Annotated in this window: 43 protein-coding genes; 6 read left to right on the top strand and 37 right to left on the bottom strand. The window is 42.8% G+C overall.

The features are described from left to right. Window positions 1-202: 202 nt before the first annotated feature. Window positions 203-748, top strand: a complete 546-nt coding sequence (locus M998_RS09595) for a gamma carbonic anhydrase family protein (protein ID WP_068437263.1) — start codon at window positions 203-205, stop codon at window positions 746-748. Here M998_RS09595 and M998_RS09600 read toward each other — a convergent pair. The 5 genes from M998_RS09600 to dprA are packed head-to-tail and all read right to left on the bottom strand — an operon-like array spanning window position 703 to window position 4,008. Further along, a complete protein-coding gene (locus M998_RS09600) occupies window positions 703-978 on the bottom strand; it encodes a DUF1488 family protein (protein WP_068437260.1) in 276 nt (91 codons plus the stop codon). The two genes, M998_RS09595 and M998_RS09600, sit on opposite strands and share 46 nt — an antisense overlap. Next, window positions 975-1,793 carry a shikimate dehydrogenase gene (gene aroE / locus M998_RS09605; RefSeq protein WP_068437257.1) on the bottom strand — a complete coding sequence of 273 codons (819 nt, stop codon included), beginning with the start codon at window positions 1,791-1,793 and terminating at the stop codon, window positions 975-977. Before aroE ends, M998_RS09600 begins: the two co-directional genes overlap by 4 nt. A gap of 7 nt (window positions 1,794-1,800) precedes the next feature. Then, a complete protein-coding gene (gene tsaC / locus M998_RS09610; RefSeq protein WP_068437254.1) occupies window positions 1,801-2,370 on the bottom strand; it encodes an L-threonylcarbamoyladenylate synthase type 1 TsaC in 570 nt (189 codons plus the stop codon). 12 nt (window positions 2,371-2,382) lie between these two features. After that, window positions 2,383-2,919 carry a DNA topoisomerase family protein gene (locus tag M998_RS09615; protein WP_068437251.1) on the bottom strand — a complete coding sequence of 179 codons (537 nt, stop codon included), beginning with the start codon at window positions 2,917-2,919 and terminating at the stop codon, window positions 2,383-2,385. 9 nt (window positions 2,920-2,928) lie between these two features. Next, window positions 2,929-4,008 carry a DNA-processing protein DprA gene (dprA, locus tag M998_RS09620; protein WP_068908629.1) on the bottom strand — a complete coding sequence of 360 codons (1,080 nt, stop codon included), beginning with the start codon at window positions 4,006-4,008 and terminating at the stop codon, window positions 2,929-2,931. Window positions 4,009-4,140: 132 nt separating this feature from the next. On the opposite strand from dprA, the gene def reads away from it, so the two are divergent. The 5 genes from def to mscL all read left to right on the top strand — a co-directional run bounded on the left by def (window position 4,141) and on the right by mscL (window position 8,937). Beyond that, window positions 4,141-4,662, top strand: coding sequence for a peptide deformylase (gene def, locus M998_RS09625; RefSeq protein WP_068437246.1), 522 nt, complete (start codon window positions 4,141-4,143; stop codon window positions 4,660-4,662). Window positions 4,663-4,690: 28 nt separating this feature from the next. Beyond that, window positions 4,691-5,638 carry a methionyl-tRNA formyltransferase gene (fmt, locus tag M998_RS09630; RefSeq protein ID WP_068908630.1) on the top strand — a complete coding sequence of 316 codons (948 nt, stop codon included), beginning with the start codon at window positions 4,691-4,693 and terminating at the stop codon, window positions 5,636-5,638. An 81-nt stretch (window positions 5,639-5,719) separates the two neighbouring features. Further along, the gene (gene rsmB, locus M998_RS09635) at window positions 5,720-7,003 is read left to right on the top strand and encodes a 16S rRNA (cytosine(967)-C(5))-methyltransferase RsmB (protein WP_068437242.1); all 1,284 of its coding nucleotides are present in this window, start codon (window positions 5,720-5,722) and stop codon (window positions 7,001-7,003) included. Between the two features lie 36 nt (window positions 7,004-7,039). After that, the gene (trkA, locus tag M998_RS09640) at window positions 7,040-8,416 is read left to right on the top strand and encodes a Trk system potassium transporter TrkA (RefSeq protein WP_068437241.1); all 1,377 of its coding nucleotides are present in this window, start codon (window positions 7,040-7,042) and stop codon (window positions 8,414-8,416) included. A gap of 107 nt (window positions 8,417-8,523) precedes the next feature. Continuing rightward, window positions 8,524-8,937 carry a large-conductance mechanosensitive channel protein MscL gene (mscL, locus tag M998_RS09645; protein WP_068437240.1) on the top strand — a complete coding sequence of 138 codons (414 nt, stop codon included), beginning with the start codon at window positions 8,524-8,526 and terminating at the stop codon, window positions 8,935-8,937. Here the strand turns inward: mscL and M998_RS09650 are convergent, their stop codons facing one another. The 32 genes from M998_RS09650 to bfd all read right to left on the bottom strand — a co-directional run bounded on the left by M998_RS09650 (window position 8,938) and on the right by bfd (window position 24,532). Next, a complete protein-coding gene (locus M998_RS09650; RefSeq protein ID WP_068908632.1) occupies window positions 8,938-9,138 on the bottom strand; it encodes an alternative ribosome-rescue factor A in 201 nt (66 codons plus the stop codon). It abuts the gene before it with no gap. 29 nt (window positions 9,139-9,167) lie between these two features. Further along, window positions 9,168-9,584 (bottom strand): Zn(2+)-responsive transcriptional regulator, encoded by a 417-nt coding sequence (zntR, locus tag M998_RS09655; RefSeq protein WP_068437265.1) that lies wholly within the window; start codon window positions 9,582-9,584, stop codon window positions 9,168-9,170. Between the two features lie 136 nt (window positions 9,585-9,720). Then, window positions 9,721-10,107: a 50S ribosomal protein L17 gene (gene rplQ, locus M998_RS09660; protein ID WP_068437237.1), complete on the bottom strand. Its 387-nt coding sequence runs from the start codon at window positions 10,105-10,107 to the stop codon at window positions 9,721-9,723. Window positions 10,108-10,144: 37 nt separating this feature from the next. Next, window positions 10,145-11,134, bottom strand: coding sequence for a DNA-directed RNA polymerase subunit alpha (locus M998_RS09665; RefSeq protein WP_068437232.1), 990 nt, complete (start codon window positions 11,132-11,134; stop codon window positions 10,145-10,147). A 25-nt stretch (window positions 11,135-11,159) separates the two neighbouring features. Next, on the bottom strand, window positions 11,160-11,780 hold the full coding sequence (gene rpsD, locus M998_RS09670) for a 30S ribosomal protein S4 (RefSeq protein ID WP_068437230.1): 621 nt from the start codon (window positions 11,778-11,780) through the stop codon (window positions 11,160-11,162). Window positions 11,781-11,814: 34 nt separating this feature from the next. Next, window positions 11,815-12,204, bottom strand: a complete 390-nt coding sequence (gene rpsK / locus M998_RS09675; RefSeq protein WP_004138423.1) for a 30S ribosomal protein S11 — start codon at window positions 12,202-12,204, stop codon at window positions 11,815-11,817. 15 nt (window positions 12,205-12,219) lie between these two features. Then, entirely contained in the window at window positions 12,220-12,576 is a 357-nt protein-coding gene (rpsM, locus tag M998_RS09680; protein WP_068437228.1) for a 30S ribosomal protein S13, read from the bottom strand. 144 nt (window positions 12,577-12,720) lie between these two features. Then, window positions 12,721-12,837, bottom strand: coding sequence for a 50S ribosomal protein L36 (gene rpmJ, locus M998_RS09685; protein WP_006816323.1), 117 nt, complete (start codon window positions 12,835-12,837; stop codon window positions 12,721-12,723). A gap of 46 nt (window positions 12,838-12,883) precedes the next feature. After that, window positions 12,884-14,209: a preprotein translocase subunit SecY gene (secY, locus tag M998_RS09690; protein WP_004265481.1), complete on the bottom strand. Its 1,326-nt coding sequence runs from the start codon at window positions 14,207-14,209 to the stop codon at window positions 12,884-12,886. Window positions 14,210-14,216: 7 nt separating this feature from the next. Next, complete coding sequence (gene rplO / locus M998_RS09695) at window positions 14,217-14,651, bottom strand: 50S ribosomal protein L15 (protein WP_068908634.1); 435 nt, start codon at window positions 14,649-14,651, stop codon at window positions 14,217-14,219. A gap of 3 nt (window positions 14,652-14,654) precedes the next feature. Then, the gene (rpmD, locus tag M998_RS09700) at window positions 14,655-14,834 is read right to left on the bottom strand and encodes a 50S ribosomal protein L30 (RefSeq protein WP_008913894.1); all 180 of its coding nucleotides are present in this window, start codon (window positions 14,832-14,834) and stop codon (window positions 14,655-14,657) included. A gap of 6 nt (window positions 14,835-14,840) precedes the next feature. After that, entirely contained in the window at window positions 14,841-15,341 is a 501-nt protein-coding gene (rpsE, locus tag M998_RS09705; RefSeq protein WP_068437224.1) for a 30S ribosomal protein S5, read from the bottom strand. Window positions 15,342-15,355: 14 nt separating this feature from the next. Continuing rightward, on the bottom strand, window positions 15,356-15,709 hold the full coding sequence (gene rplR, locus M998_RS09710; RefSeq protein ID WP_068437222.1) for a 50S ribosomal protein L18: 354 nt from the start codon (window positions 15,707-15,709) through the stop codon (window positions 15,356-15,358). 9 nt (window positions 15,710-15,718) lie between these two features. Then, on the bottom strand, window positions 15,719-16,252 hold the full coding sequence (gene rplF, locus M998_RS09715; RefSeq protein ID WP_068437209.1) for a 50S ribosomal protein L6: 534 nt from the start codon (window positions 16,250-16,252) through the stop codon (window positions 15,719-15,721). Between the two features lie 14 nt (window positions 16,253-16,266). Continuing rightward, a complete protein-coding gene (rpsH, locus tag M998_RS09720) occupies window positions 16,267-16,659 on the bottom strand; it encodes a 30S ribosomal protein S8 (RefSeq protein ID WP_068437206.1) in 393 nt (130 codons plus the stop codon). 29 nt (window positions 16,660-16,688) lie between these two features. Further along, entirely contained in the window at window positions 16,689-16,994 is a 306-nt protein-coding gene (rpsN, locus tag M998_RS09725) for a 30S ribosomal protein S14 (protein ID WP_004265458.1), read from the bottom strand. A gap of 12 nt (window positions 16,995-17,006) precedes the next feature. Beyond that, a complete protein-coding gene (gene rplE, locus M998_RS09730) occupies window positions 17,007-17,546 on the bottom strand; it encodes a 50S ribosomal protein L5 (RefSeq protein WP_068437204.1) in 540 nt (179 codons plus the stop codon). Between the two features lie 15 nt (window positions 17,547-17,561). Then, window positions 17,562-17,876, bottom strand: coding sequence for a 50S ribosomal protein L24 (gene rplX, locus M998_RS09735; protein WP_068437201.1), 315 nt, complete (start codon window positions 17,874-17,876; stop codon window positions 17,562-17,564). Between the two features lie 10 nt (window positions 17,877-17,886). Beyond that, the gene (gene rplN / locus M998_RS09740; protein ID WP_068437198.1) at window positions 17,887-18,258 is read right to left on the bottom strand and encodes a 50S ribosomal protein L14; all 372 of its coding nucleotides are present in this window, start codon (window positions 18,256-18,258) and stop codon (window positions 17,887-17,889) included. A 179-nt stretch (window positions 18,259-18,437) separates the two neighbouring features. After that, window positions 18,438-18,692, bottom strand: a complete 255-nt coding sequence (gene rpsQ, locus M998_RS09745) for a 30S ribosomal protein S17 (RefSeq protein ID WP_068437196.1) — start codon at window positions 18,690-18,692, stop codon at window positions 18,438-18,440. After that, window positions 18,692-18,883 (bottom strand): 50S ribosomal protein L29, encoded by a 192-nt coding sequence (gene rpmC / locus M998_RS09750; RefSeq protein ID WP_068437194.1) that lies wholly within the window; start codon window positions 18,881-18,883, stop codon window positions 18,692-18,694. The genes rpsQ and rpmC overlap by 1 nt, the downstream gene beginning before the upstream one ends. Beyond that, entirely contained in the window at window positions 18,883-19,293 is a 411-nt protein-coding gene (gene rplP, locus M998_RS09755) for a 50S ribosomal protein L16 (RefSeq protein ID WP_004265436.1), read from the bottom strand. The genes rpmC and rplP overlap by 1 nt, the downstream gene beginning before the upstream one ends. Window positions 19,294-19,305: 12 nt before the next feature. Beyond that, window positions 19,306-20,007: a 30S ribosomal protein S3 gene (gene rpsC / locus M998_RS09760; protein ID WP_068437191.1), complete on the bottom strand. Its 702-nt coding sequence runs from the start codon at window positions 20,005-20,007 to the stop codon at window positions 19,306-19,308. Window positions 20,008-20,024: 17 nt separating this feature from the next. After that, window positions 20,025-20,357 (bottom strand): 50S ribosomal protein L22, encoded by a 333-nt coding sequence (gene rplV / locus M998_RS09765; protein ID WP_068437188.1) that lies wholly within the window; start codon window positions 20,355-20,357, stop codon window positions 20,025-20,027. 15 nt (window positions 20,358-20,372) lie between these two features. Continuing rightward, window positions 20,373-20,651 carry a 30S ribosomal protein S19 gene (gene rpsS, locus M998_RS09770; protein WP_004265426.1) on the bottom strand — a complete coding sequence of 93 codons (279 nt, stop codon included), beginning with the start codon at window positions 20,649-20,651 and terminating at the stop codon, window positions 20,373-20,375. Window positions 20,652-20,665: 14 nt separating this feature from the next. Further along, on the bottom strand, window positions 20,666-21,490 hold the full coding sequence (rplB, locus tag M998_RS09775; protein WP_068437187.1) for a 50S ribosomal protein L2: 825 nt from the start codon (window positions 21,488-21,490) through the stop codon (window positions 20,666-20,668). Between the two features lie 19 nt (window positions 21,491-21,509). Further along, complete coding sequence (rplW, locus tag M998_RS09780; RefSeq protein WP_068437185.1) at window positions 21,510-21,812, bottom strand: 50S ribosomal protein L23; 303 nt, start codon at window positions 21,810-21,812, stop codon at window positions 21,510-21,512. Next, complete coding sequence (rplD, locus tag M998_RS09785) at window positions 21,809-22,414, bottom strand: 50S ribosomal protein L4 (RefSeq protein WP_068437181.1); 606 nt, start codon at window positions 22,412-22,414, stop codon at window positions 21,809-21,811. Before rplD ends, rplW begins: the two co-directional genes overlap by 4 nt. Before the next feature lie 16 nt (window positions 22,415-22,430). Next, entirely contained in the window at window positions 22,431-23,060 is a 630-nt protein-coding gene (rplC, locus tag M998_RS09790) for a 50S ribosomal protein L3 (protein WP_068437177.1), read from the bottom strand. A 32-nt stretch (window positions 23,061-23,092) separates the two neighbouring features. Then, on the bottom strand, window positions 23,093-23,404 hold the full coding sequence (rpsJ, locus tag M998_RS09795; protein WP_001181005.1) for a 30S ribosomal protein S10: 312 nt from the start codon (window positions 23,402-23,404) through the stop codon (window positions 23,093-23,095). A gap of 327 nt (window positions 23,405-23,731) precedes the next feature. Further along, complete coding sequence (bfr, locus tag M998_RS09800; RefSeq protein ID WP_068437174.1) at window positions 23,732-24,205, bottom strand: bacterioferritin; 474 nt, start codon at window positions 24,203-24,205, stop codon at window positions 23,732-23,734. Between the two features lie 126 nt (window positions 24,206-24,331). Then, the gene (bfd, locus tag M998_RS09805; RefSeq protein ID WP_068908636.1) at window positions 24,332-24,532 is read right to left on the bottom strand and encodes a bacterioferritin-associated ferredoxin; all 201 of its coding nucleotides are present in this window, start codon (window positions 24,530-24,532) and stop codon (window positions 24,332-24,334) included. Window positions 24,533-24,690 lie beyond the last annotated feature (158 nt).

A 24,690-nucleotide genomic window follows, 5' to 3' on the forward strand; every position in this document is an offset into this window, starting at 1 on the left:
TTACACAACCTTTTTTTTTAAAAAAAACACCGTTTGCAGATAAAATCATCACTATGCTTTTTTTACCCTCAGAATGGTTATAAAAACAACGCATTTTCCGTTATACTTCAAACCTGATGCTTTTATTTTAACCTATTGATAATTCACTAACTGGCTATTCTTTTGCTACCTTATCTATCTACCTATTTTTATGGCTACTAATATGAACAAATTCTTACGACCTTACCTCGATATTTATCCAACTGTAGCTGCAAGTGTCTTTATTGACCCATCTTCAGTTGTAATCGGCGATGTACGCTTAGCCGAAGATGTTAGCATCTGGCCTCTATCCGTTCTACGTGGTGATGTTAACTATATATCTATTGGTGCTCGTACTAACATACAAGATGGCTCAGTCTTACATGTGACGCATAAATCCGCTAATAACCCGGAAGGTAACCCTTTAATTATTGGTGAAGACGTCACGATAGGACATAAAGTCATGTTACATGGATGCATTATCGGCAATCGAGTATTAGTTGGAATGGGATCGATTGTGATTGATGGCGCAATAATTGAAGATGATGTTGTCATCGGTGCTAATAGCTTAGTTACTCAAGGCAAGAAATTAGCATCAGGCTACCTATATGTTGGTAGCCCAGCCAAAGCCATCAGAAAATTAACAGATAAAGAAATCGCTCATTTACGTTATTCAGCAAATAATTATGTTGAATGGAAAAATAAATATTTATCTTCTAGTAACATATAGCACTCACATTCGAGATCTTGTTCAATCAAGGCCTCGAATTCCTCTTCTATATCCCAACGATTCTGTTGAAATATAATAAGAGCAGCCTCGCCTCGTCCATATCGCCTATATAAAAGTGATTCTGATACAATACATTCTGCAAGCATTCCGCTAATTAAGACAGGAAAGCATACTCTACCGGCTAGTGCATCCCACTCTTCTCTATCAGGGAACTGAATAGCTTGGTTCATCCTTTTAACTCATTCTGTAACATAGACAATACCGGAAGAATCTCAGGCAGGATCCCATGCCAAAGCTTAAAAGAGAATGCGGCTTGTCCCACTAGCATTCCCAATCCATCTGCTACTTTGGTTACTTTGTTCTCACGGGCAAATAATAAAAAAGGCGTGAGCTCTTTTTGATAGAACATGTCATAGCACGCGACATTAGGCGCGAAAATACTAGGACTAATTGCAGGGATCTCACCGTTAATGCCAGATGATGTTGCATTAATAATCAGATCAAAGCTCGAAGATACGATCTGTTCGATCTCCTTACCTTGAATTTTACCTAATGTAGAAAACTGCTTAACTAGTGCTTCGGTTTTAGAATATGTTCGATTTGTAAGAGTGACATCACAACCAAATTCTAAAAGAGGGAGTAATGCTCCTCGCGTTGCTCCACCAGCACCAATAATTAATACTTTGCTGCTAGAGTGAATAAACGCGAGCCGTTGAAGATCCAACAATAATCCCATTCCATCAGTGTTATCACCAAGTAAGCTGTTATCATCAAGTTTCATCACGGTATTAACCGCCCCACAAAGTTGGGCTCTATCCGTTAATTCAGAAACCGCGTGAAAGGCTTTCTCTTTAAATGGCAATGTAATATTTGCACCTTTTCCACCCTGTAAGAAAAAATCCGCTAAGCACTGCTCAAAGCTATTAATTGGCGCTAATATTTTTTCATATCCAAGTAAAATACCGGTCTGCTCAGCAAACATTTTATGTATTGAGGGTGATTTACTGTGCTGAATTGGGTTTCCAAAAACCGCAAACATTCCCATTTAATCTTTATCCTTTACGATATAATTGCCCAGTTTTAGCATCTTTAATTTCTGAAGGATTCAGTCGTCCACTCACTTGCCCATCAAGAACTGGAACACTATCTTTAAATTGTTCTAGAACTTCCGCTGTTGTTCGGCAAGGCTCTAAACCACTTAAATTAGCACTCGTTGAAACAATCGGCTTACCGTATTTTTCACAAAGTACTTTCACTAATTGGTGATCTGTGACTCTCACAGCGAGCGTGTCAAATTGGCCTGTTAACCATTTTGGTGTTGTGATTTTTGCAGGGATCACCCATGTCACAGGCCCTGGCCAGCTTGCAAACATAACCTCTTTTTGTTCTTTTGTTAGCTGGCTATCATCAACATAATTTGTTAATTGCTCATAGCTATCAGCGATAAGAATCAATCCTTTTTGCCAAGGTCGCTGTTTAAGCGCTAATAATTTGTTAACCGCGATTTCACTATCGGGGTCACAACCGAGACCAAAAACAGCTTCAGTTGGATAAGCAATAACATTTTCTTGTTTAAGTGATTCGATAATACAGTCAATTGCAGGTGTAGATTTATTTTGCATAGTTTTAGCTCATTATTCTTGTGGTTTGCCACAGCGTTTGCTGGCACAAAACAATTTTACTCCCTGACTACCCCTTTTTTCCATAAGTAATGGATATTCGCAATGCTTACACTTACCCTCAATTGGCTTATTATTGATGATAAACTGGCAGTTAGGGTAATTATCACAAGCGTAAAAAGTCTTACCAAAGCGGGATTTTCTTTGTAAAAGGTTACCTTTTTGACATTGTGGACATGGCACTTGTGTTTCGTCTGGTTTATCAATTTGCTCAGTATGTTCACACTCAGGGTAGTGACTACAGCCTATAAACATGCCAAATCGTCCCTGCTTTAATACTAAATCATGACCACATTTAGGACAACATTGTCCCTCTAATACTTTAATTACATGACTTTCTACCACTGCACGTAAAGGCCGTACATAATTGCAGTCAGGATAACCAGAGCAGGCTAAAAAAGGTCCATGTACACCATTACGAATGACAAGCAAGGCGTTGCATTCAGGACAGTACTCATTTTTTTCTGTATCAAAAGGCAATTGCTTCGACATTTTTTTCTCTTAACTAACTCTAATATATCCACCAGCAGTAGATGTAATAAGCCCATTAATTTCCATTTCAGTCAAAATCGCGATTATTTGGGTAATAGGCATTTGTATTTTATCCGCTATCACATCTACTGGGGTTACTTGGTATTCAACCATACCTAAAATTTTATTTTCTGTCAGATTAAACTCAAGCACTGGTTCATCTTCTATCTCTAATTCTGTTTGCATCCAATTTAGGCCGCATTCTAGGTGTTGTAGTATATCTTCAGGTTCTATTAATAAATAAGCACCTTGCTGTAATAACCAATGATTCCCGCTAAATGCACTGTTACCAAGTGGAGCTGGTAACGTAAATAAATCCCTATTTTGCTCAATCGCATAGCGAGCTGTTATTAATGAACCACTTTTCATTCCTGCTTCAATAACAACAATCGCCTTGCTTAAGCCGCTAATTATTCGGTTACGTCTAGGAAATTGTTTTGGTAATGGGGGAGTATCCGGTAAATATTCAGACACTAATAAACCCTCTTGTTTGATTTGTTCCGCTAAAAAATGATGCTGCTTTGGATAAATATGTGCGAGCCCGCTTCCTAAAATAGCAATTGTATGACCTTGGTTTTCTAATGCAGATTTATGGCTAATGCCATCAATACCTAACGCAAGCCCACTGGTAATGGTTAAACCAAAATTTATAAATGCTTTTACAAAAGTATCCGTCCACCTCCGACCATATTCACTCGCCTGACGACTACCAATAATCGCAATTTGTGACGCTGCCAGTAATTCGCTTTTTCCAATAACAAACAGTAAAAGTGGTGGGTAATGAATCTGCTTTAGTAAATATGGATATTGCGGGTCGATAAATTTAACCATTTTATTGTGTGCATCATCTAACCACCTTAACGCGATGTTAATCCGCTGTATGGGTACATTAAGAAACTGTAAGCTTTGTATTTCATTTAATCCATACCCTTGTAATACTGTATTACTAACCCTATTTCCCTGTTTTAGTTCGTGAATTATCTTTATCACTTTCGTGGGAGAGACCCGACTTACCTGTGACATCCGTAACCAAATTTCCTGTTCATTCATTTCGTCATCCTGACTTATTGGTTCGCACATTATTCAGTGAACAAATCATAACCAATACTGTCAATATGACGGATAAATGTCTAGAATAGGCATTAATTCCCATTCACATTTTGGATACCGCTCGAAAAATTTATGTCAGTATTAAACGTATTACATTATCCAGACGAGCGCTTACGCACAGTTGCGAAGCCAGTCGAAAAAGTTGATGCCTCAATCCAGCGTATTATCGATGATATGTTCGATACCATGTATGAAGAGGAAGGCATTGGGCTTGCAGCGACTCAAGTTGATATCCACCAGCGCATTATCGTCATTGATGTATCTGAATCACGTGATGAACGCCTTGTGCTTATTAATCCTGAGTTACTCGACAAATCAGGGGAAACCGGAATTGAAGAAGGTTGTCTATCTATACCGGAACAGCATGGTTTTGTTCCAAGAGCTGAACACGTCAAAGTTCGTGCTCTCAACTATAATGGTGAGTCATTTGAACTAGATGCAGATGGGCTCTTAGCTATCTGTATTCAACATGAAATGGATCACCTCGTTGGTAAACTGTTTGTAGATTATTTATCTCCGTTGAAGCGTCAACGTATCCGCCAAAAAGTCGAAAAACTGGATAGACAGAGAGCCAAAGAAGCCAAAAATAGCTAATTTGATAAATATAAACAGGGAAAGAAACGTGTCACAACCATTAAAAATTATCTTTGCGGGTACGCCTGATTTTGCTGCAAAGCATTTAGCTGCGTTACTTAAAACCAAACACCAAATCGTTGGTGTACTCACTCGCCATGATAAACCCGCAGGTAGAGGTAAAAAATTAACATCTAGCCCTGTAAAAATACTGGCTGAAGAACACGATATCCCTGTATTCCAACCGATTACGCTAAGAGATACAGCGAATCAACAATGGATTAAAGACCAAGACGCAGATTTAATGATTGTTGTCGCTTATGGCTTAATTCTGCCACAGGCTGTTTTAGATATACCTCGCTTAGGTTGCTTTAATGTCCATGGATCTTTATTACCCCGTTGGCGAGGAGCCGCACCAATCCAACGTGCTATTTGGGCAGGCGACCATGAGACGGGTGTAACTATTATGCAAATGGATGCAGGCCTCGATACTGGTGATATGTTATATAAAGCCACTTTGCCTATTACCGCAGAAGATACTAGCGCAACCTTGTATGACAAACTGGCCATTACAGGACCTGAAGCACTTATCCATACCGTAGACATGCTATCATCTGGAAAATGCACGCCTGAAAAACAAGATGATACATTAGCTAACTACGCAGAAAAGCTATCCAAAGAAGAAGCTCGTATCGATTGGCTGCAACCAGCTGAACATATCGAGCGTTGTATTCGAGCCTTTAACCCTTGGCCAATGAGTTATTTCATGGTCCAAGAGCAATTAATTAAAGTTTGGCACGCCGAAGTAATTACAGATCAGCATAATAAACAACCAGGAACGATTATTAGCGCAGATAAGAAAGGCATATCCATTGCGACAGGAAGTGGGATCCTCAATATCACCCAGCTACAGCCCCCAGGTAAAAAAGCAATGAGCGCACAAGATTTGCTCAATTCACGTCGCGAATGGTTCACCCCAGAACTACTACTAGACTAAATATCGGTAACTTGCCTGATTTAAAATACAGGCAGGTTATTTCAGTCTCTATTTTAGCAACCAATAGACTCACCACTAATTATGAAAAATACATATAATTTGCGTAGTATCGCAGCTACCGCCATTAGTCAGGTTCTTGATAATGGACAATCCTTAAGTACGGTTTTACCTGAATTACAACGCAATATAAATGATAAAGATAAATCTCTATTACAAGAGATTTGCTTCGGTGTTTTGCGCTACCTTCCCAAGCTTGAATGGTTTATAAGCCAATTAATGGAAAAACCATTAACAGGAAAACAAAGAACACTACATTATTTGATTATGGTGGGTATATATCAGCTACTTTATACGCGTATCCCACCACATGCCGCATTAGCTGAAACGGTGAATGGCGCAGTTGCATTAAAACGCCCACAACTAAAAGGCCTTGTGAATGGCGTTTTGCGCTCTTTTTTACGTCAGCAAGTTCAATTAGAAGAACGTAGTAGCAATAATAGCAGCCAATATTTACATCCAAGTTGGTTATTAAGCCGTTTACAGGGAACATATCCCGATGACTGGCAATCTATAGTTGATGCGAATAACCAAAGGCCACCAATGTGGTTGAGAGTTAATTCCCAACACCATAGTGCTCAGCAATATCTTGAGCTTCTTGAACAAGATGAAATTCAAGCTCATCTACATCCAACACATCCAAGTGCCATTCGTCTTGAAGAGCCAACAGCAGTAACTAGGCTTCCCGGATTTGAAGAGGGCTGGTCAACAGTGCAAGATGTTTCGGCTCAAGGCTGTGCAGAACTTCTCCAACCTCTTGATGGCGAACATATCCTCGATCTATGTGCTGCACCCGGTGGTAAAACAACCCATATTTTAGAATTAGCACCTAAAGCAAGCGTTCTTGCTGTCGATATCGATGAATTTCGTCTGAAACGTGTTAAAGAAAATCTAAAAAGGCTCAAACAACATGCGAGCGTTGTTCAAGGAGATGGTACTAAACCAGAAGAATGGGCACAAAATCAACAGTTTGACAGAATTCTTCTCGATGCACCTTGCTCTGCAACAGGCGTCATCCGCCGTCATCCAGATATTAAATGGTTGAGACGTGATTCTGATATTAATGAGCTTGCTCAACTACAAGCAAAAATATTAGATGCAGTTTGGCCTTACCTCAAACCTGGGGGAACCCTCCTTTATGCAACTTGCTCAATAATGCCTGAAGAAAACAGCCTACAAGTACAAAGTTTTCTGGCTAAACACAATGATGCATGCCTAAATGATGGAACTAAAGCGGGCTTACAGGTACTCCCTACCGCAACAGGCGGCGATGGTTTTTTCTATGCACGCTTCAAAAAACAAGTATAGGCATAAGCAATAATCCCCCTGATATAGGAATATGCAATGAAGATCATTATTCTAGGTGCAGGACAAGTTGGCGGCACACTCGCTGAAAATTTAGTAGACGAGAACAATGATATCACTGTCGTTGATACCGATGCAGATCGCTTACGCCAGCTTCAAGATCAATTTGATCTACGTGTTGTTAATGGACATGGTTCTCATCCCCGAGTGCTTCGGGATGCTGGAGCGGAGGATGCCGATATGTTAGTTGCCGTCACTAATTCTGATGAAACCAACATGATTGCATGCCAAATTGCATATAGCCTATTTAATACACCAAATAAAATTGCGCGTATTAGAGCTACAGAATATATTCGCGAAGCAGATAAGCTATTTTTACCTGAACAGATCCCGATTGATTATTTAATTTCGCCAGAACAGTTAGTTATCGACTATATCTATAAGCTCATTCAATACCCAGGAGCACTTCAAGTCGTTAATTTTGCCGAAGGTAAAGTGAGCATAGTGGCAGTTAAAGCTTACTACGGTGGCTCTCTTGTCGGAAATGCACTTTCAAGTTTACGCGAACATATGCCACACATTGATACCCGCGTTGTTGCGATTTTTCGTCAAGATAGGCCAATCCGACCACAGGGTTCAACCATTATTGAAGCTGGGGATGAAGTGTTCTTTGTTGCATCTACACAACATATTCGTGCAGTGATGAGTGAACTACAACGTTTAGAGAAACCCTATAAACGTCTAATGATTGTCGGTGGAGGTAATGTTGGAGCAGGTTTAGCTCGAAGACTTGAAAAAGACTACAGTGTTAAATTAATTGAGAGAAATCAGCATAGAGCTACCGAACTGGCTGAACTACTTCATGACACTATCGTATTTTATGGCGATGCTTCTGATCAAGAGTTATTAACAGAAGAGCATATTGAGCAAATGGACGTATTTATCGCGGTGACCAATGATGACGAAGCTAATATTATGTCAGCGATGTTAGCCAAAAAAATGGGCGCCAAAAAAGCCATGGTTTTAATACAACGGTCTGCTTATGTTGAATTAGTCCAAGGCGGTGTTATTGATATCGCCGTTTCACCACAACAAGCTACAATTTCGGCCCTATTAGGTCATGTAAGAAAAGCCGATATTGTAAGTGTATCGTCATTGAGACGAGGTGTTGCGGAAGCAATAGAAGCAATCGCTCATGGTGATGAAAATACATCAAAAGTCGTAGGTAAAAAAATATCTGAAATAAAACTTCCACCAGGTACCATTATTGGCGCAATTGTGAGAGAAGACGAAGTTATTATTGCTAGCGACTATCATATTATTGAGCAAGGCGACCATGTCATCATGTTTATTACAGATAAAAAATATGTACCCGATGTGGAAAAATTATTCCAACCAAGCCCCTTCTTTTTATAATAATAAAAAATCAGTAAATATTTGCAGCTTAATTATTCTAGATACTATAATTTGTTAACCAGATATATATTTTGTAGCAACTGAGTTATTTATTAAGGGGTCGTCAAATGAGTTTTTTAAAAGAGTTCCGCGAATTTGCCATGAAGGGCAATGTAGTGGATATGGCTGTCGGTATTATCATCGGTGCAGCATTTGGTAAGATTGTTTCATCATTAGTTGCGGATATCATCATGCCTCCGCTTGGTTTGCTCATAGGCGGGGTTGATTTTAAACAATTCAGTGTAGTGCTGAGAGCTGCACAGGAAGGATTGCCAGCAGTTGTACTGAACTACGGTATTTTTATTCAAACTATTTTTGACTTTGTTATCGTCGCTTTTGCTATATTTATGGCAATTAAAGTGATGAATAAAGTCCGTCGCGAAAAAGAAGAAGCCACTCCAACAGAACCACCGGCTCCATCTTCAGAAGAAGTGTTGTTATCAGAAATTCGTGATTTATTAAAAGAACAGAATAAGAAATAACTAAAAAGCCAGTGATAATAAGTTAATATACGTATTATCACTGGCCTCCCAGTTACTCGCTTTATTATTTTTTCCTTTACGATGATAACTTCCTTTTCCTTTTTTATTTTTTTCAATTCTTTGCCGAAATAATGGGTCATGCAATAACGCTTCGATCGCATTATCTTTTATTTCACCACGTTTGTGCTGATATTTACTCATAATAATGTTCCTTTAAGATTAAATTTAACTTAATAAATTTTTGACGCACCTTTTTCAAGAATTTCCATAATTGAACAATATGTCGTTGCATGCTCATTTCCACAACATACCGAACTTAACATTTTCAATGAATCTCGCATAATAATAAGCTCTTGAATTTTTTTTTCAACTTCAAGTAATCTGAGGTCAACGATATACTTAGATTCCTGACACGTATGGTGCTCAGGATCTACACGAATTGAAAGTAATTCCGTAATCGTCTCTAATGTAAATCCTAGCTGTTTAGCATAACGAATAAAACGTAATCGTTGTAAATCATGTTCCGTAAATAATCTATAACCGCCTTCAGTCCTTTCTTTATGCCCCATCAAACCTTGCTTTTCATAAAAGCGTATTGTATCAGGGGTGACATCTGCAAGTTTTGCGATTTGACCAATTTTATACATATTCATTATATTCCACCTATAGATATGGCTTTATTAAAGGAGATTCAAGGGTAGTAAGAAATCAATATGAAAGGTAAGAATAGCAGGTACAAAAAAACCGGGCAATATACCCGGTTTTCCTGAAAGCAATTACAGATTACTCTGCAGTAGCTTCTTGAGACTCTACAGCACGGTCAACAAGCTCGATGTAAGCCATCGGAGCGTTGTCGCCTGTACGGTGTCCACACTTAAGAATACGAGTGTAACCACCAGCACGAGCTGCGAAACGAGGTCCCAGTTCATTAAATAATTTTGCCACGATCTCGTTATCACGAGTACGGGCGAATGCCAGACGACGATTAGCTACGCTGTCGGTCTTGGCAAGAGTAATCAGCGGCTCAACGACGCGACGCAGTTCTTTCGCTTTAGGCAGAGTCGTCTTGATGATTTCATGACGAACTAAAGAACCTGCCATGTTGCGGAACATAGCTTGGCGGTGGCTGCTGTTGCGGTTCAATTGACGACCACTCTTACGATGGCGCATGACCTTATCCTTCTCAGTAAAACCTTAACCTGTGATCTTAATCGTCAGCAATACTAGCTGGCGGCCAATTTTCTAAGCGCATGCCCAGAGACAAACCGCGAGATGCCAAGACATCCTTAATTTCAGTAAGAGATTTCTTACCGAGGTTAGGTGTTTTAAGCAACTCAACTTCTGTACGCTGTACGAGATCACCGATGTAGTGGATAGCTTCTGCTTTGAGGCAGTTAGCAGAGCGGACAGTCAATTCCAGATCGTCAACTGGGCGCAGTAAGATAGGATCGAATTCTGGTTTTTCTTCTTTAATTTCTGGTTGACGTACATCACGTAAATCAACAAAAGCTTCAAGTTGTTCAGCCAGAATGGTCGCTGCACGGCGAATCGCCTCTTCAGGATCGATTGTACCGTTAGTTTCCATTTCGATAACTAACTTATCCAAGTCAGTACGTTGTTCAACACGAGCTGCTTCAACATTGTAGGCAATACGCTCTACAGGGCTGTAGCAAGCATCGACTAATAAACGACCGATTGGGCGCTCATCTTCTTCCGAATGTACTCGGGCAGAAGCCGGCACATAACCACGACCACGCTGAACTTTGATGCGCATATTAATAGACGCACTTTCGTCAGTAAGGTGGCAGATAATGTGCTGTGGCTTGACGATTTCGACATCTCCATCATGGATGATATCGGCTGCAGTCACAGGGCCAATGCCAGATTTATTCAAGGTTAAAATAACTTCATCTTTCCCCTGAACTTTTACCGCCAGCCCTTTCAGGTTGAGGAGAATCTCCAGGATATCTTCCTGTACACCTTCTTTAGTGCTGTACTCATGCAGTACACCATCAATCTCAACCTCTGTCACCGCACAACCCGGCATAGACGAAAGCAGAATACGGCGCAGTGCGTTACCAAGAGTATGGCCAAAGCCACGCTCTAAAGGCTCAAGGGTCACCTTAGCGTGCGTCGAACTCACTTGCTCGATATCTACCAGGCGCGGTTTTAGAAACTCTGTCACAGAACCCTGCATTGTGTCCTCTCTTTGGTGCTAAGCTTTACTTGGAGTAAAGCTCGACGATCAGGTGTTCGTTAATGTCCGCAGACAAGTCAGTACGTTCAGGAATACGTTTGAACACACCTTCCATTTTAGCAACATCAACTTCCAGCCAAGTTGGCTTCTCACGCTGTTCAGCCAGCTCTAAAGCAGCCTTAATACGAGACTGTTTTTTCGCTTTCTCACGAACGCTGATAACGTCATTCGGGGAAACCTGATAAGAAGCAATATTAACTACGCGACCATTTACCATGATAGCTTTATGGCTAACCATTTGACGTGATTCTGCGCGAGTTGCGCCGAAGCCCATACGGTAAACTACGTTGTCAAGACGACCTTCTAGCAAAGTCAGCAGGTTTTCACCTGTGTTGCCTTTCAGACGCGTTGCTTCTTTATAATAGTTCCGGAATTGACGCTCAAGAACACCGTATGTACGACGAACTTTTTGCTTTTCACGTAACTGAACACCATAGTCAGACAGACGCGGTTTACGCGCACCGTGCTGGCCAGGAGCCTGATCTAATTTACACTTGGTGTCAATCGCGCGGACGCCAGACTTCAAAAAGAGGTCTGTTCCTTCGCGACGGCTCAGCTTGAGCTTTGGACCCAAATATCTAGCCATTTTCTTTCTCCAACAGTCCTAAAAACGGAACGTATTAAACGCGACGTTTCTTCGGTGGGCGACAACCGTTATGAGGGATAGGAGTCACATCAGTAATATTAGTGATGCGGAAACCAGCGGCGTTCAGAGCGCGAATTGTTGATTCGCGGCCCGGACCCGGCCCTTTAACCATAACTTCCAGGTTTTTGATTCCGTATTCTTTCACTGCTTCTGCGCAACGCTCTGCTGCAACCTGAGCTGCAAACGGAGTGGATTTACGAGAACCACGGAAACCGGAACCACCGGCAGTTGCCCAACCTAATGCGTTACCTTGACGATCTGTAATAGTAACGATTGTGTTGTTGAAAGAGGCATGGACATGAGCCACACCGTCTGAAACTTGCTTTCTTACACGCTTACGTGCACGAACTGGTGCCTTTGCCATTATTCAATACCCCGATTATTTCTTGATCGGCTTACGCGGACCCTTGCGGGTACGAGCGTTAGTCTTAGTACGCTGTCCGCGCACAGGAAGACCACGACGATGACGTAAACCACGATAACATCCAAGGTCTAAAAGACGCTTGATGCTCAGGGTAATTTCACGACGTAGGTCACCTTCCACCACATACTTGGCAACTTCGTCACGCAGCTTGTCGATTTGTTCTTCAGACAGCTCACTGATCTTAACATTTTCAGCAATACCAGTTGCTTCACAGATAGCCTGTGAACGAGTTTTGCCGATACCGAAAATCGATGTTAAAGCGATTACAGTATGTTTATGATCAGGAATGTTAATGCCTGCTATACGGGCCACTATGCACTCCTAAGTTAAAATATACATTATTGTGCCGAAAAGCCCGTTTTCAGGATACTCAAACAATAATGTATCTTAGATAAAAAGATTGGCTGGCTAATTTAGCCAGCTCAACCCAACTTTGCAAGAAAAAAATGCTTTTTCTTAGCCTTGACGTTGTTTATGTCTTGGCTCAACACTACAAATCACACGAACGCTACCATGGCGACGGATAATTTTGCAATTACGGCATAATTTCTTGACGGAAGCACGAACTTTCATTTTTACTCTCCGTAACTTCTTAGCAGATCAATTTTAAAGTAAGAGATTACTTACCCTTCAGATTTGCTTTCTTCAATGCAGACTCATACTGACTTGACATCATAAGAGTTTGCACTTGAGCCATAAAGTCCATGATAACAACAACCACGATTAACAGGGAAGTACCACCAAAATAGAAAGGTACTTTCATTGCGTCACGCATGAACTCCGGGATTAGGCAGATGAAGGTAATATAAAGTGCACCGACTAATGTTAGACGGGTCATTACCTTATCAATGTACTTGGCCGTTTGCTCTCCCGGACGAATTCCTGGTACAAATGCACCGGACTTCTTCAGGTTATCTGCTGTTTCTCTAGGGTTGAAAACCAACGCTGTATAGAAGAAACAGAAGAAGATGATCGCAGATGCATAAAGTAATACATATAACGGTTGTCCCGGCTGTAAATACATAGAAATTGTAGTCAGCCAGTCCCATCCAGTTCCATCACCAAACCAAGACGCTATTGTACCCGGGAATAGTATGATACTGGAAGCGAAAATTGCAGGAATTACACCCGCCATATTCACTTTTAACGGTAAATGTGTACTTTGTGCAGCATAAACACGGCGTCCCTGTTGACGTTTGGCATAGTTAACGACAATACGACGTTGACCACGTTCCATAAATACAACAAAGAAAGTCACCGCGAATACTAACACCGCAACCAACAGCAACAGGAGGAAGTGCAGATCGCCCTGCCGAGCTTGCTCGATGGTATGGCCAATGGCCGGCGGTAAACCCGCAACGATACCCGCAAAGATAATGATTGAAATACCGTTTCCGATACCTCTTTCAGTAATCTGTTCACCTAACCACATTAGAAACATGGTACCAGTGACTAAGCTAACAACTGCCGTGAAGTAGAATGGAAGACCCGGATCAATAACTAATCCTTGCATTCCTGGCATATTCGGTAGACCCATCGCAATACCAATAGATTGGAATATTGCTAATACCAGAGTACCCCAACGAGTATATTGGCTTATCTTCCGACGGCCTGCTTCCCCTTCCTTTTTTATCTCTGCTAGTCGTGGATTAACCACAGACAATAATTGGATAATAATCGATGCTGAAATATACGGCATGATACCCAAAGCAAAGATAGAAGCACGGCTGAGAGCACCACCAGAGAACATATTAAACATTTCAATGATGGTGCCTTGTTGCTGTTCGAGCAATTTGGCAAGCACAGTGGCATCAATACCAGGGATTGGAATAAAAGAACCAATTCGGAATACAATTAGCGCCCCTATTACAAACAAAAGTCTGCGTTTAAGTTCGCCAGCACCGCCTTTGGCACTTTGGAAATCTAATCCTGGTTGTTTAGCCATCTGTCACTTATTCCTCAATTTTACCGCCGGCAGCTTCGATTGCAGCGCGAGCACCTTTAGTAACACGAAGGCCACGTACAGTAACTGCACGATTCACTTCGCCAGACAAAATAACTTTCGCATATTCAATCTGGATACCAACAACGTTCGCGGCTTTCAGTGCGTTCAGATCAATAACATCGCCTTCAACAGCAGTAAAATCAGAGAGACGAATCTCAGCAGTGATCATTGCTTTACGTGAAGTGAAGCCGAATTTCGGCAAACGACGATATAAAGGCATCTGGCCACCTTCAAAACCACGACGTACGCCACCGCCAGAACGAGATTTCTGACCCTTGTGACCACGGCCGCCGGTTTTACCGAGACCAGAACCAATACCACGACCTACGCGTTTAGGCGCATGCTTGGCACCTTCAGCCGGAGACAGAGTATTTAAATGCATCTCTTACTCCTCAACTTTAACCATGTAGGAAACCAAGTTGACCATACCACGGACAGCGGGAGTATCCTCACGCTCTACGGTATGACCAATGCGGCGCAGGCCTAAACCAGTCAGAGTTGCCTTATGCTTAGGCAAACGACCAATTGAACTGCGAACTTGTGTAATTTTAATAGTCTTAGCCATGGCCGATTACCCCAGAATTTCTTCGACGGATTTTCCACGCTTAGCTGCGACCATCTCTGGAGACTTCATGCTGTCTAAAGCATCCAGTGTTGCACGAACCACGTTGATTGGGTTTGTGGAACCATAGGTTTTAGCCAGTACGTTGCGAACTCCAGCTACGTCTAACACCGCACGCATTGCACCGCCGGCAATAATACCGGTACCTTCGTGAGCAGGTTGCATAAACACACGAGAACCAGTGTGTGTACCTTTCACAGGGTGGAACAATGTGCCGTTGTTTAGAGCAACGGTTTTCATACTGCGACGGGCTTTTTCCATCGCTTTCTGGATTGCTGCCGGAACTTCGCGCGCTTTGCCGTAGCCAAAACCAACGCGACCGTTACCATCACCAACTACTGTTAGTGCGGTAAAGCTGAAAATACGGCCACCTTTAACGGTTTTTGCTACGCGGTTTACCGCGATCAGCTTTTCCTGCAGTTCGCCAGCTTGTTTCTCGATGTGAGCCATCTTACACCTCTACCTTAGAACTGAAGGCCAGCTTCACGGGCAGCATCTGCCAGTGCCTGGACTCTACCATGATATTGGAAACCAGAACGGTCAAAAGCAATAACTTTGATGCCTTTTTCCAATGCGCGCTCAGCAATTAATTTACCAACTGCTGCTGCTGCATCTCTGTTTCCAGTGAATTTCACTTGCTCATTGATGGCTTTTTCTACTGTAGAAGCTGCAACCAATGTTTCAGAACCGTTAGGTGCTATAACCTGCGCATAAATATGACGAGGGGTACGATGTACCACCAGGCGAGTTGCACCCAACTCTTGGATCTTGCGGCGTGCGCGGGTCGCACGACGGATACGAGCTGCTTTCTTATCCATAGTGTTACCTTACTTCTTCTTAGCCTCTTTGGTACGCACGATTTCATCGGCGTAACGAACACCTTTACCTTTATAAGGTTCAGGACGACGGTAAGCACGCAATTCTGCTGCAACCTGACCAATCACTTGCTTATCCGCACCTTTCAGTACGATTTCAGTTTGTGTTGGGCATTCAGCAGTAATGCCTGCTGGTAGTGCGTGTTCAACCGGATGCGAGAAACCTAAAGACAAGCTTACTGCATCGCCTTTGATTGCTGCACGGTAACCAACACCTACCAGTTGAAGTTTTTTAGTGAAGCCTTCGGTAACACCAACAACCATTGAGTTAAGCAGTGAGCGAGATGTACCCGCCTGTGCCCAAGCATCTTCAAAACCTTCGCGTGGACCGAAAGTTAAGTGGCCATCTTCATGTTTAACTTCAACTGCTTTATGGATAGTACGAGTAAGCTCGCCGTTTTTACCCTTAATCGAAATAACCTGACCGTTGAGTTTTACCTCTACGCCGGCAGGAATGACGACGGGTGCTTTTGCCACACGAGACATTCTTTCCTCCCGAATTAAGCTACGTAGCAGAGAATCTCGCCACCAAGACCGGCTTGGCGAGCTGCACGATCAGTCATGACACCTTTAGAGGTAGAAATAACAGCGATACCTAAACCAGCCATAACTTTTGGTAGCTCATCTTTTTTCTTATAGATGCGCAGACTAGGTCGGCTTATACGCTGAATAGTTTCTACGACAGCCTTACCTTGGAAATAACGTAAAGTAATTTCCAATTCTGGCTTGATGTCGCCTTCGATTTTAAAATCTTCAATATAGCCTTCTTCCTTCAGCACGTTGGCAATAGCCACTTTCAGCTTGGAGGAAGGCATGGTGACCGCAACTTTATTTGCGGCTTGACCGTTACGGATACGGGTCAGCATATCCGCGATGGGATCTTGCATGCTCATCTGTCTTTACTCCCGTGATTCAAATGGAATTACCAACTTGCCTTTTTAAGGCCCGGGATTTCACCGCGCATAGCGGCTTCACGGACTTTAATACGGCTCAGACCAAATTTCCGCAGGAAACCATGCGGACGCCCAGTTTGACGACAGCGGTTACGCTGACGAGAAGGACTTGAATCACGTGGCAGTGTTTGCAGTTTGAGAACAGCGTCCCAGCGATCTTCATCAGATGCTTTAACATCGGAGATGATAGCTTTCAATTCTACGCGTTTTGCGAAGAACTTCTCAGCTAATTTAGCACGTTTAACATCGCGCGCTTTCATAGACTTCTTAGCCATGAGTACCCTGCCTTACTTGCGGAACGGGAAGTTGAACGCTGCTAACAGTGCGCGACCTTCATCATCTGATTTCGCTGTAGTGGTGATAGTAATATCTAAACCACGTACACGATCCACTTTATCGTAATCGATTTCAGGGAAGATGATTTGTTCACGTACACCCATGCTGTAGTTACCATGACCATCAAATGACTTAGCAGGCAAGCCGCGGAAGTCACGAATACGTGGTACAGCAATAGAAATCAGACGTTCAAGGAACTCCCACATGCGTTCGCCACGCAGAGTCACTTTACAGCCGATTGGATAGCCCTGACGGATTTTGAAGCCTGCAACAGATTTGCGTGCTTTGGTGATCAACGGTTTTTGACCAGAAATTGCTGTTAAATCAGCTGCTGCATTATCCAGCAGTTTTTTGTCAGCAATTGCTTCACCAACACCCATATTCAGGGTGATCTTCTCGACCCGAGGGACTTGCATGACAGAAGTGTAGCTAAACTCAGTCATGAGTTTATTGACTACTTCGTCTTTATAGTAATCATGCAGTTTCGCCATCGTATACTCCAAAAATTACTTGATAGTTTCACTGTTAGATTTGAAGAAACGGACTTTTTTGCCGTCTTCGAATCTAAAGCCTACACGGTCAGCCTTACCGGTTGCCGCGTTAAAGATTGCAACGTTAGAAACTTGAATAGCCGCTTCTTTTTCAACGATGCCACCTGGTTGGTTCAGAGCCGGTACAGGCTTCTGATGTTTTTTAACCAGATTGATACCTTCAACGATAACTTTACCAGAAGAAATAACCTGTTTGATTTTACCGCGCTTACCTTTGTCTTTCCCAGTTAGCACGATTACTTCGTCATCACGACGGATTTTCGCTGCCATATTTCGCTCCTTAGAGTACTTCAGGTGCCAGAGAGATAATTTTCATAAACTTCTCGTTACGAAGTTCACGAGTTACCGGCCCAAAAATACGCGTACCGATTACCTGCCCACTATTGTTATTCAACAATACACAAGCATTACTATCGAAGCGAATGACAGAACCGTCAGGGCGACGTACACCCTTCTTGGTGCGCACCACTACCGCTTTCAGGACATCACCTTTTTTAACTTTACCGCGTGGAATTGCTTCCTTGACAGTAATTTTAATGACATCACCTACATGAGCGTAGCGACGGTGCGAGCCACCTAGAACCTTGATACACATTACGCGACGTGCACCGGAGTTGTCGGCCACGTTCAGCATAGTCTGTTCTTGGATCATTTTAGTGCTCCGCTAAATGTCAACTACTACTGAGCCACCTCATCAAAATGAAGAGGCCGTTCAAATATACCCATACTACGAGGGCGCGGCATTATAACACCACATCTTCGAGTTGGACAGGAAAAAATAAACGGCTCAAACAAAAAGAGCCGTTTACTTATCAAGAAAAGACTATTCTATTACAGAACAGCTTTTTCTACAACGCGAACCAACGCCCAAGACTTAGTCTTAGACAGTGGACGAGTTTCGCGGATTTCAACCACGTCACCAATTCCACATTCGTTGTTCTCGTCATGTACGTGCAATTTAGTCGTACGACGGATGAATTTACCATACAGAGGGTGTTTCACCATACGCTCGATAGCAACAACCATGGATTTCTCCATTTTATCGCTAACTACACGACCTTGCAGAGTACGGATTTTATCGTTCATTACGCACCTGCCTTCTCAGTTAGTAAAGTCTTCACACGTGCGATATCGCGACGCACTTGTTTCATTAGATGAGACTGTTGTAACTGACCACTTGCTGCTTGCATACGCAGGTTAAATTGCTCACGCAGCAGGTTCAGTAGTTCAGTGTTCAGCTCTTCTACGCTTTTTTCGCGCAGCTCTTTTGCTTTCATTACATCACCGTCTTAGTTACAAAGGTGGTTTTGATAGGCAGTTTCGCTGCTGCCAGAGAGAATGCTTCACGAGCCAGCTCTTCAGGCACACCGTCCATTTCATACAGGACTTTACCAGGCTGGATCAGGGCAACCCAATACTCTACGTTACCTTTACCTTTACCCATACGAACTTCTAGTGGCTTTTCTGTGATTGGCTTGTCTGGGAATACGCGAATCCAGATTTTACCTTGACGCTTAATAGCACGGGTCATAGCACGACGTGCCGCTTCGATCTGACGTGCAGTCAGACGACCACGGCCAACAGCTTTAAGACCGAAAGTGCCGAAGCTAACATCCGTACCTTGCGCTAGACCACGGTTGCGGCCTTTGTGCACCTTACGGAATTTTGTACGCTTTGGTTGTAACATCAGCGACTCTCCTTACTTGCGGCCTTTACGCTGCTGCTTTTTAGGTTGAGCAGCTGGTTTCTCAGCTTGTTCAACAGCAGCCATACCACCCAGAATCTCACCTTTGAAGATCCATACCTTAACGCCGAGTACACCATACGTGGTGTGCGCTTCTGAAGTGTTGTAATCGATATCAGCACGTAATGTGTGCAGTGGCACACGGCCTTCACGATACCACTCGGTACGAGCGATTTCAGCACCACCTAAGCGGCCACTGACTTCAACTTTAATACCTTTAGCGCCTAAACGCATAGCGTTCTGTACTGCACGCTTCATAGCACGACGGAACATAACACGACGTTCCAGCTGTGAAGTGATGCTGTCAGCAACTAACTTAGCGTCTAGTTCTGGTTTACGAACTTCGGCGATATTGATTTGCGCAGGAACGCCAGCGATATCCGCTACTTTCTTACGCAGTTTTTCAACGTCTTCACCTTTCTTACCGATAACGATACCTGGGCGAGCAGTGTGAATAGTTACACGAATGCTTTTTGCAGGACGCTCGATAACGATGCGTGAAATTGACGCTTTTGCCAATTCTTTATTCAAGTACTGGCGTACTTTAAAATCGCTGTCTAGGTTGTCAGCGAATTCATTAGTATTCGCATACCAAGTAGAGTTCCAAGGTTTGACAATACCCAGGCGAATACCATTAGGATGTACTTTCTGACCCATTGCTAGTCTCCAGAGTCTCAGCGATCGGACACAACCACTGTAATGTGGCTGGTGCGCTTAAGAATACGATCTGCACGGCCTTTCGCACGCGGCATGATGCGTTTCATAGTTGGACCATCATCTACGAATATTTTCGCAACTTTCAGGTCATCAATGTCAGCGCCATCGTTTTGCTCTGCGTTAGCAATAGCAGACTCAAGTACTTTCTTCACTAAACCAGCAGCTTTCTTGTTGGTAAAAGCTAGAATTTCCAGAGCTTGCGACACTTTCTTACCGCGAATCAGGTCGGCGACTAAGCGAACCTTCTGGGCAGAAGAACGAGCGTGGCGATGCATAGCTAAAGTTTCCATCTCTTCCTCCTATCCTTAACGTTTCTTAGCTTTCTTATCTGCCGCATGGCCGCGATAAGTGCGAGTCGGTGCGAATTCACCCAGTTTGTGACCAACCATTTCATCGGTTACGAAAACTGGAACATGCTGACGACCATTATGGACAGCGATGGTCAATCCGATCATATTAGGAAAGATCGTTGAACGACGGGACCAAGTCTTGAGAGGCTTCTTGTCTCCGCTTTCCACCGCTTTCTCTACCTTCTTCAGCAAGTGCAGGTCAATGAAAGGACCTTTCTTGAGAGAACGTGGCATGGCTTATCCTCTAATTATTTTTTAGAACGATGACGTACGATGAATTGATCAGTACGCTTGTTGCTACGAGTTTTCTTACCTTTGGTTTGAACGCCCCAAGGTGTTACAGGGTGTTTACCAAAGTTACGACCTTCACCACCACCATGTGGGTGATCAACCGGGTTCATCGCCGTACCACGAACGGTAGGACGAATACCACGCCAGCGACTTGCACCAGCTTTACCCAGAACACGTAACATATGCTCAGCGTTACCAACTTCACCTAAGGTCGCTCGGCAATCAACTAAAACTTTACGCATTTCACCAGAACGCAGACGTAAGGTGACATAAGCACCATCACGAGCAACGATTTGAGCGTAAGTACCTGCTGAACGCGCTAACTGTCCACCTTTACCTGGTTTCAGTTCGATATTATGAACTGTAGAACCAACAGGGATGTTGCGCATAGGCAGTGTATTACCAGCTTTGATTGCTGCATCAACACCAGATTGAATCTGGTCACCAGCTTTCAAGCCTTTTGGTGCAAGAATATAACGACGTTCACCGTCTTTATATAGAACTAATGCGATGTTCGCAGAACGATTTGGATCATATTCCAAACGTTCAACAACTGCAGAAATACCATCTTTGTTGCGTTTAAAGTCAACCAGACGATAATGCTGCTTATGGCCACCACCGATGTGACGGGTAGTGATACGGCCATTGTTGTTGCGACCACCGGACTTGCTCATTTTTTCTAACAGTGGTGCATAAGGTTTTCCCTTATGCAGCTCTGGGTTAACCACTTTAACAACGTGGCGACGGCCCGGAGACGTAGGTTTACATTTAACAACTGCCATTGTTCTTTACTCCTCCGACTTACTCTGCGCCGCTAATGAAGTCCAAGTTCTGGCCTTCTTTCAGCGTAACGTAAGCTTTTTTCCAGTCACTACGACGACCAGAACGCTGACCGTGGCGTTTAGTTTTGCCTTTAACCAGCAAAGTGTTAACACCTTCAACTTCAACTTCAAACAGTTTCTGTACAGCAGCTTTAATTTCTGCTTTAGTCGCGTCTTTCGCAACTTTGAGAACGATGGTATTTGTTTTTTCCATCGCTGTAGAAGCTTTTTCAGATACATGCGGTGCACGCAGTACTTTTAGCAGACGTTCTTCACGGATCATGCCAGCATCTCCTCAACTTGCTTCACAGCATCAGCAGTCATAACCACTTTGTCGAAAGCAATCAGGCTAACTGGGTCGATACCTGCTGCATCACGAACGTCAACCTTATACAGGTTACGCGCCGCTAAGAACAGATTTTCATCTAATTCTGCAGTTACGATCAGCACATCTACCAGAGCCATATCTTTCAATTTCTGTGCCAGCAACTTAGTTTTAGGCGCTTCTACAGAAAACTGTTCGACAACGATCAGACGATCTTGACGTACCAATTCAGATAAGATGCTTTTTAAAGCACCACGGTACATCTTTTTATTTACTTTTTGACTGTGGTCCTGTGGTTTAGCTGCGAAGCTAACACCACCAGAGCGCCAAATTGGACTCTTGACTGAACCAGCACGTGCACGGCCAGTGCCTTTTTGACGCCATGGTTTTTTACCTGAACCAGAAACTTCAGCACGAGTTTTCTGAGCACGAGTACCTTGACGAGCACCAGCTGCATATGCAACCACTACTTGGTGAACAAGCGCTTCATTGAAATCACGCCCGAAGGTAGTTTCGGAAACAGTCAGCGCGCTTTGCGCGTCTTTCATTACCAATTCCATTCCTATCTCCTCGACGTTAAGCCTTGACAGCCGGTTTTACGATCAGGTTGCTGCCAGTTGCTCCTGGAACAGCTCCTTTGACCAGCAGTAGGTTGCGCTCAGCGTCAACACGTACTACATCTAAGCTTTGAACAGTTACACGTTCATTACCCATTTGGCCTGCCATTTTCTTGCCTTTGAACACTTTGCCCGGAGTCTGGTTCTGACCGATAGAACCCGGAACGCGGTGAGACAAGGAGTTACCGTGTGTAGCATCTTGAGTACGGAAATTCCAGCGCTTAACTGTGCCGGCAAAACCTTTACCTTTAGATGTACCAGTAACGTCGACTTTTTTTACGTCAGCGAAAATTTCAACGCTAATGCTTTCACCTGCTTTAAATTCTGTACCTTCTTCGATACGGAATTCACGCAGTATACGGCCAGCTTCAACGCCAGCTTTAGCGAAATGACCTGCTTCAGGTTTAGTTACACGGTTAGCTTTTTTGCTACCAGTAGTAACCTGAATTGCATTATAACCGTCAGTTTCTGCAGTTTTAACCTGAGTAACGCGGTTATTTTCAATTTCGATAACAGTTACAGGGATAGAAACGCCATCTTCAGTGAAGATACGAGTCATTCCCACTTTCTTACCGACTAAACCAATCATTGTTTCAACCTCTCAATCGTTCGACAACCTGATTAACCCAGGCTGATCTGCACGTCTACGCCGGCAGCCAGGTCCAGACGCATCAGAGCATCAACGGTCTTTTCGGTTGGCTCAACGATGTCAACCAGACGTTTGTGAGTGCGAATTTCGTATTGATCACGCGCATCTTTATTAACGTGCGGAGAGATCAGAACGGTAAAGCGCTCTTTACGTGTCGGCAGCGGGATAGGACCACGAACTTGCGCACCAGTGCGCTTTGCAGTCTCTACGATTTCCGCAGTTGATTGATCGATTAAACGATGATCAAAAGCTTTCAGGCGGATACGGATTCTTTGGTTCTGCATGAGACCAGAGCTCCAACTATTTATAAACGTAAAATGATTACTCCTCGTACCCATTTCGATTGATGGGAGAGTGTAATCGTTCTTGATGTAACTCCCAAATCGGGAGTATTGTCTAAATGAGTAACAAATCGTTAACTCAATACTGATTTTTCAGTCCTAAAATCTAGGGCTTACTCATCAGTAAGCCCGCGCATTATACGTAAATCATGGTGAAACGCAAGCAATCGGGGAAAATATGTGCGAATTTTCTGGTGACATTCAAAATTGAATAAAAAAGGGCTCAGGTTTTAACTAAGCCCTTCGATGGATAATGATGACTATACAAGCTTACTCTACTTTTATTTGTGCTTGAATATAGTTTTGGATGCCCATTCGATTGAGTAAATCTAACTGAGTTTCAATCCAATCAATATGATTTTCTTCATCTGCAAGTATCTCAATCATTAAATCACGACTCACATAATCATGAATTGAATCCGCATAGTGAATTGCATCTTTTAGATTTTTAGCACCATCTAACTCCAGCGTTAAATCTGACTTAAGCATTTCTTCAACATCTTCACCAATATTTAGCTTGCCTAAATCTTGTAAATTTGGGAGTCCTTCAAGAAAAAGAATACGCTCAATATACTTATCTGCGTGCTTCATTTCATCAATTGACTCATGATATTCCATCTCATTAAGTCGATCGAGCCCCCAATTCTTAAACATTCGTGCATGCAAAAAATATTGATTAATTGCGACCAACTCATTGCCCAGCAATTTATTTAGATGGGCTATCATTTTTTTATCGCCTTTCATTTGTACCCTCCATCGCTTCCAGTCCTTTAAGTGTAGTACTGAAATAGATAGCTGGGTAATTTTCACGCACAAGATTTTTGCGAAAAGTAATTAATTCAATTTTACTAATTGACTCACAGTTATGATCTAAGCAGCATTGATGGCACACATATCAGCTAAAATCGCACACTCTTCATCTAGGATTTCTCGCGCTTGCTTTAAACACTTTCCACACTCCCGCCCAACAGGCAAGATTTGACGTAAACCTTTTAGAGACGTCACTTGATATTTTTTTGCAACGTCTCTAATTTGTTTATCTGTAATGGCTTCGCAAAGACATACGTACATGGATTCTTACCTGTATATATTACACACAGAAAGTTTAAATGAAAATGATTAGCATTTCAATTATCATTGGAGTTAATTTACATAAGCGCTTTGAAAGGAAATAATTCGAAGGCTGGAGTGGATGTGTAGAAATACAAAAGGACGTCATAGTGACGTCC

Source organism: Providencia heimbachae ATCC 35613 (assembly GCF_001655055.1).
In the GTDB taxonomy this organism is placed as follows: domain Bacteria; phylum Pseudomonadota; class Gammaproteobacteria; order Enterobacterales; family Enterobacteriaceae; genus Providencia; species Providencia heimbachae.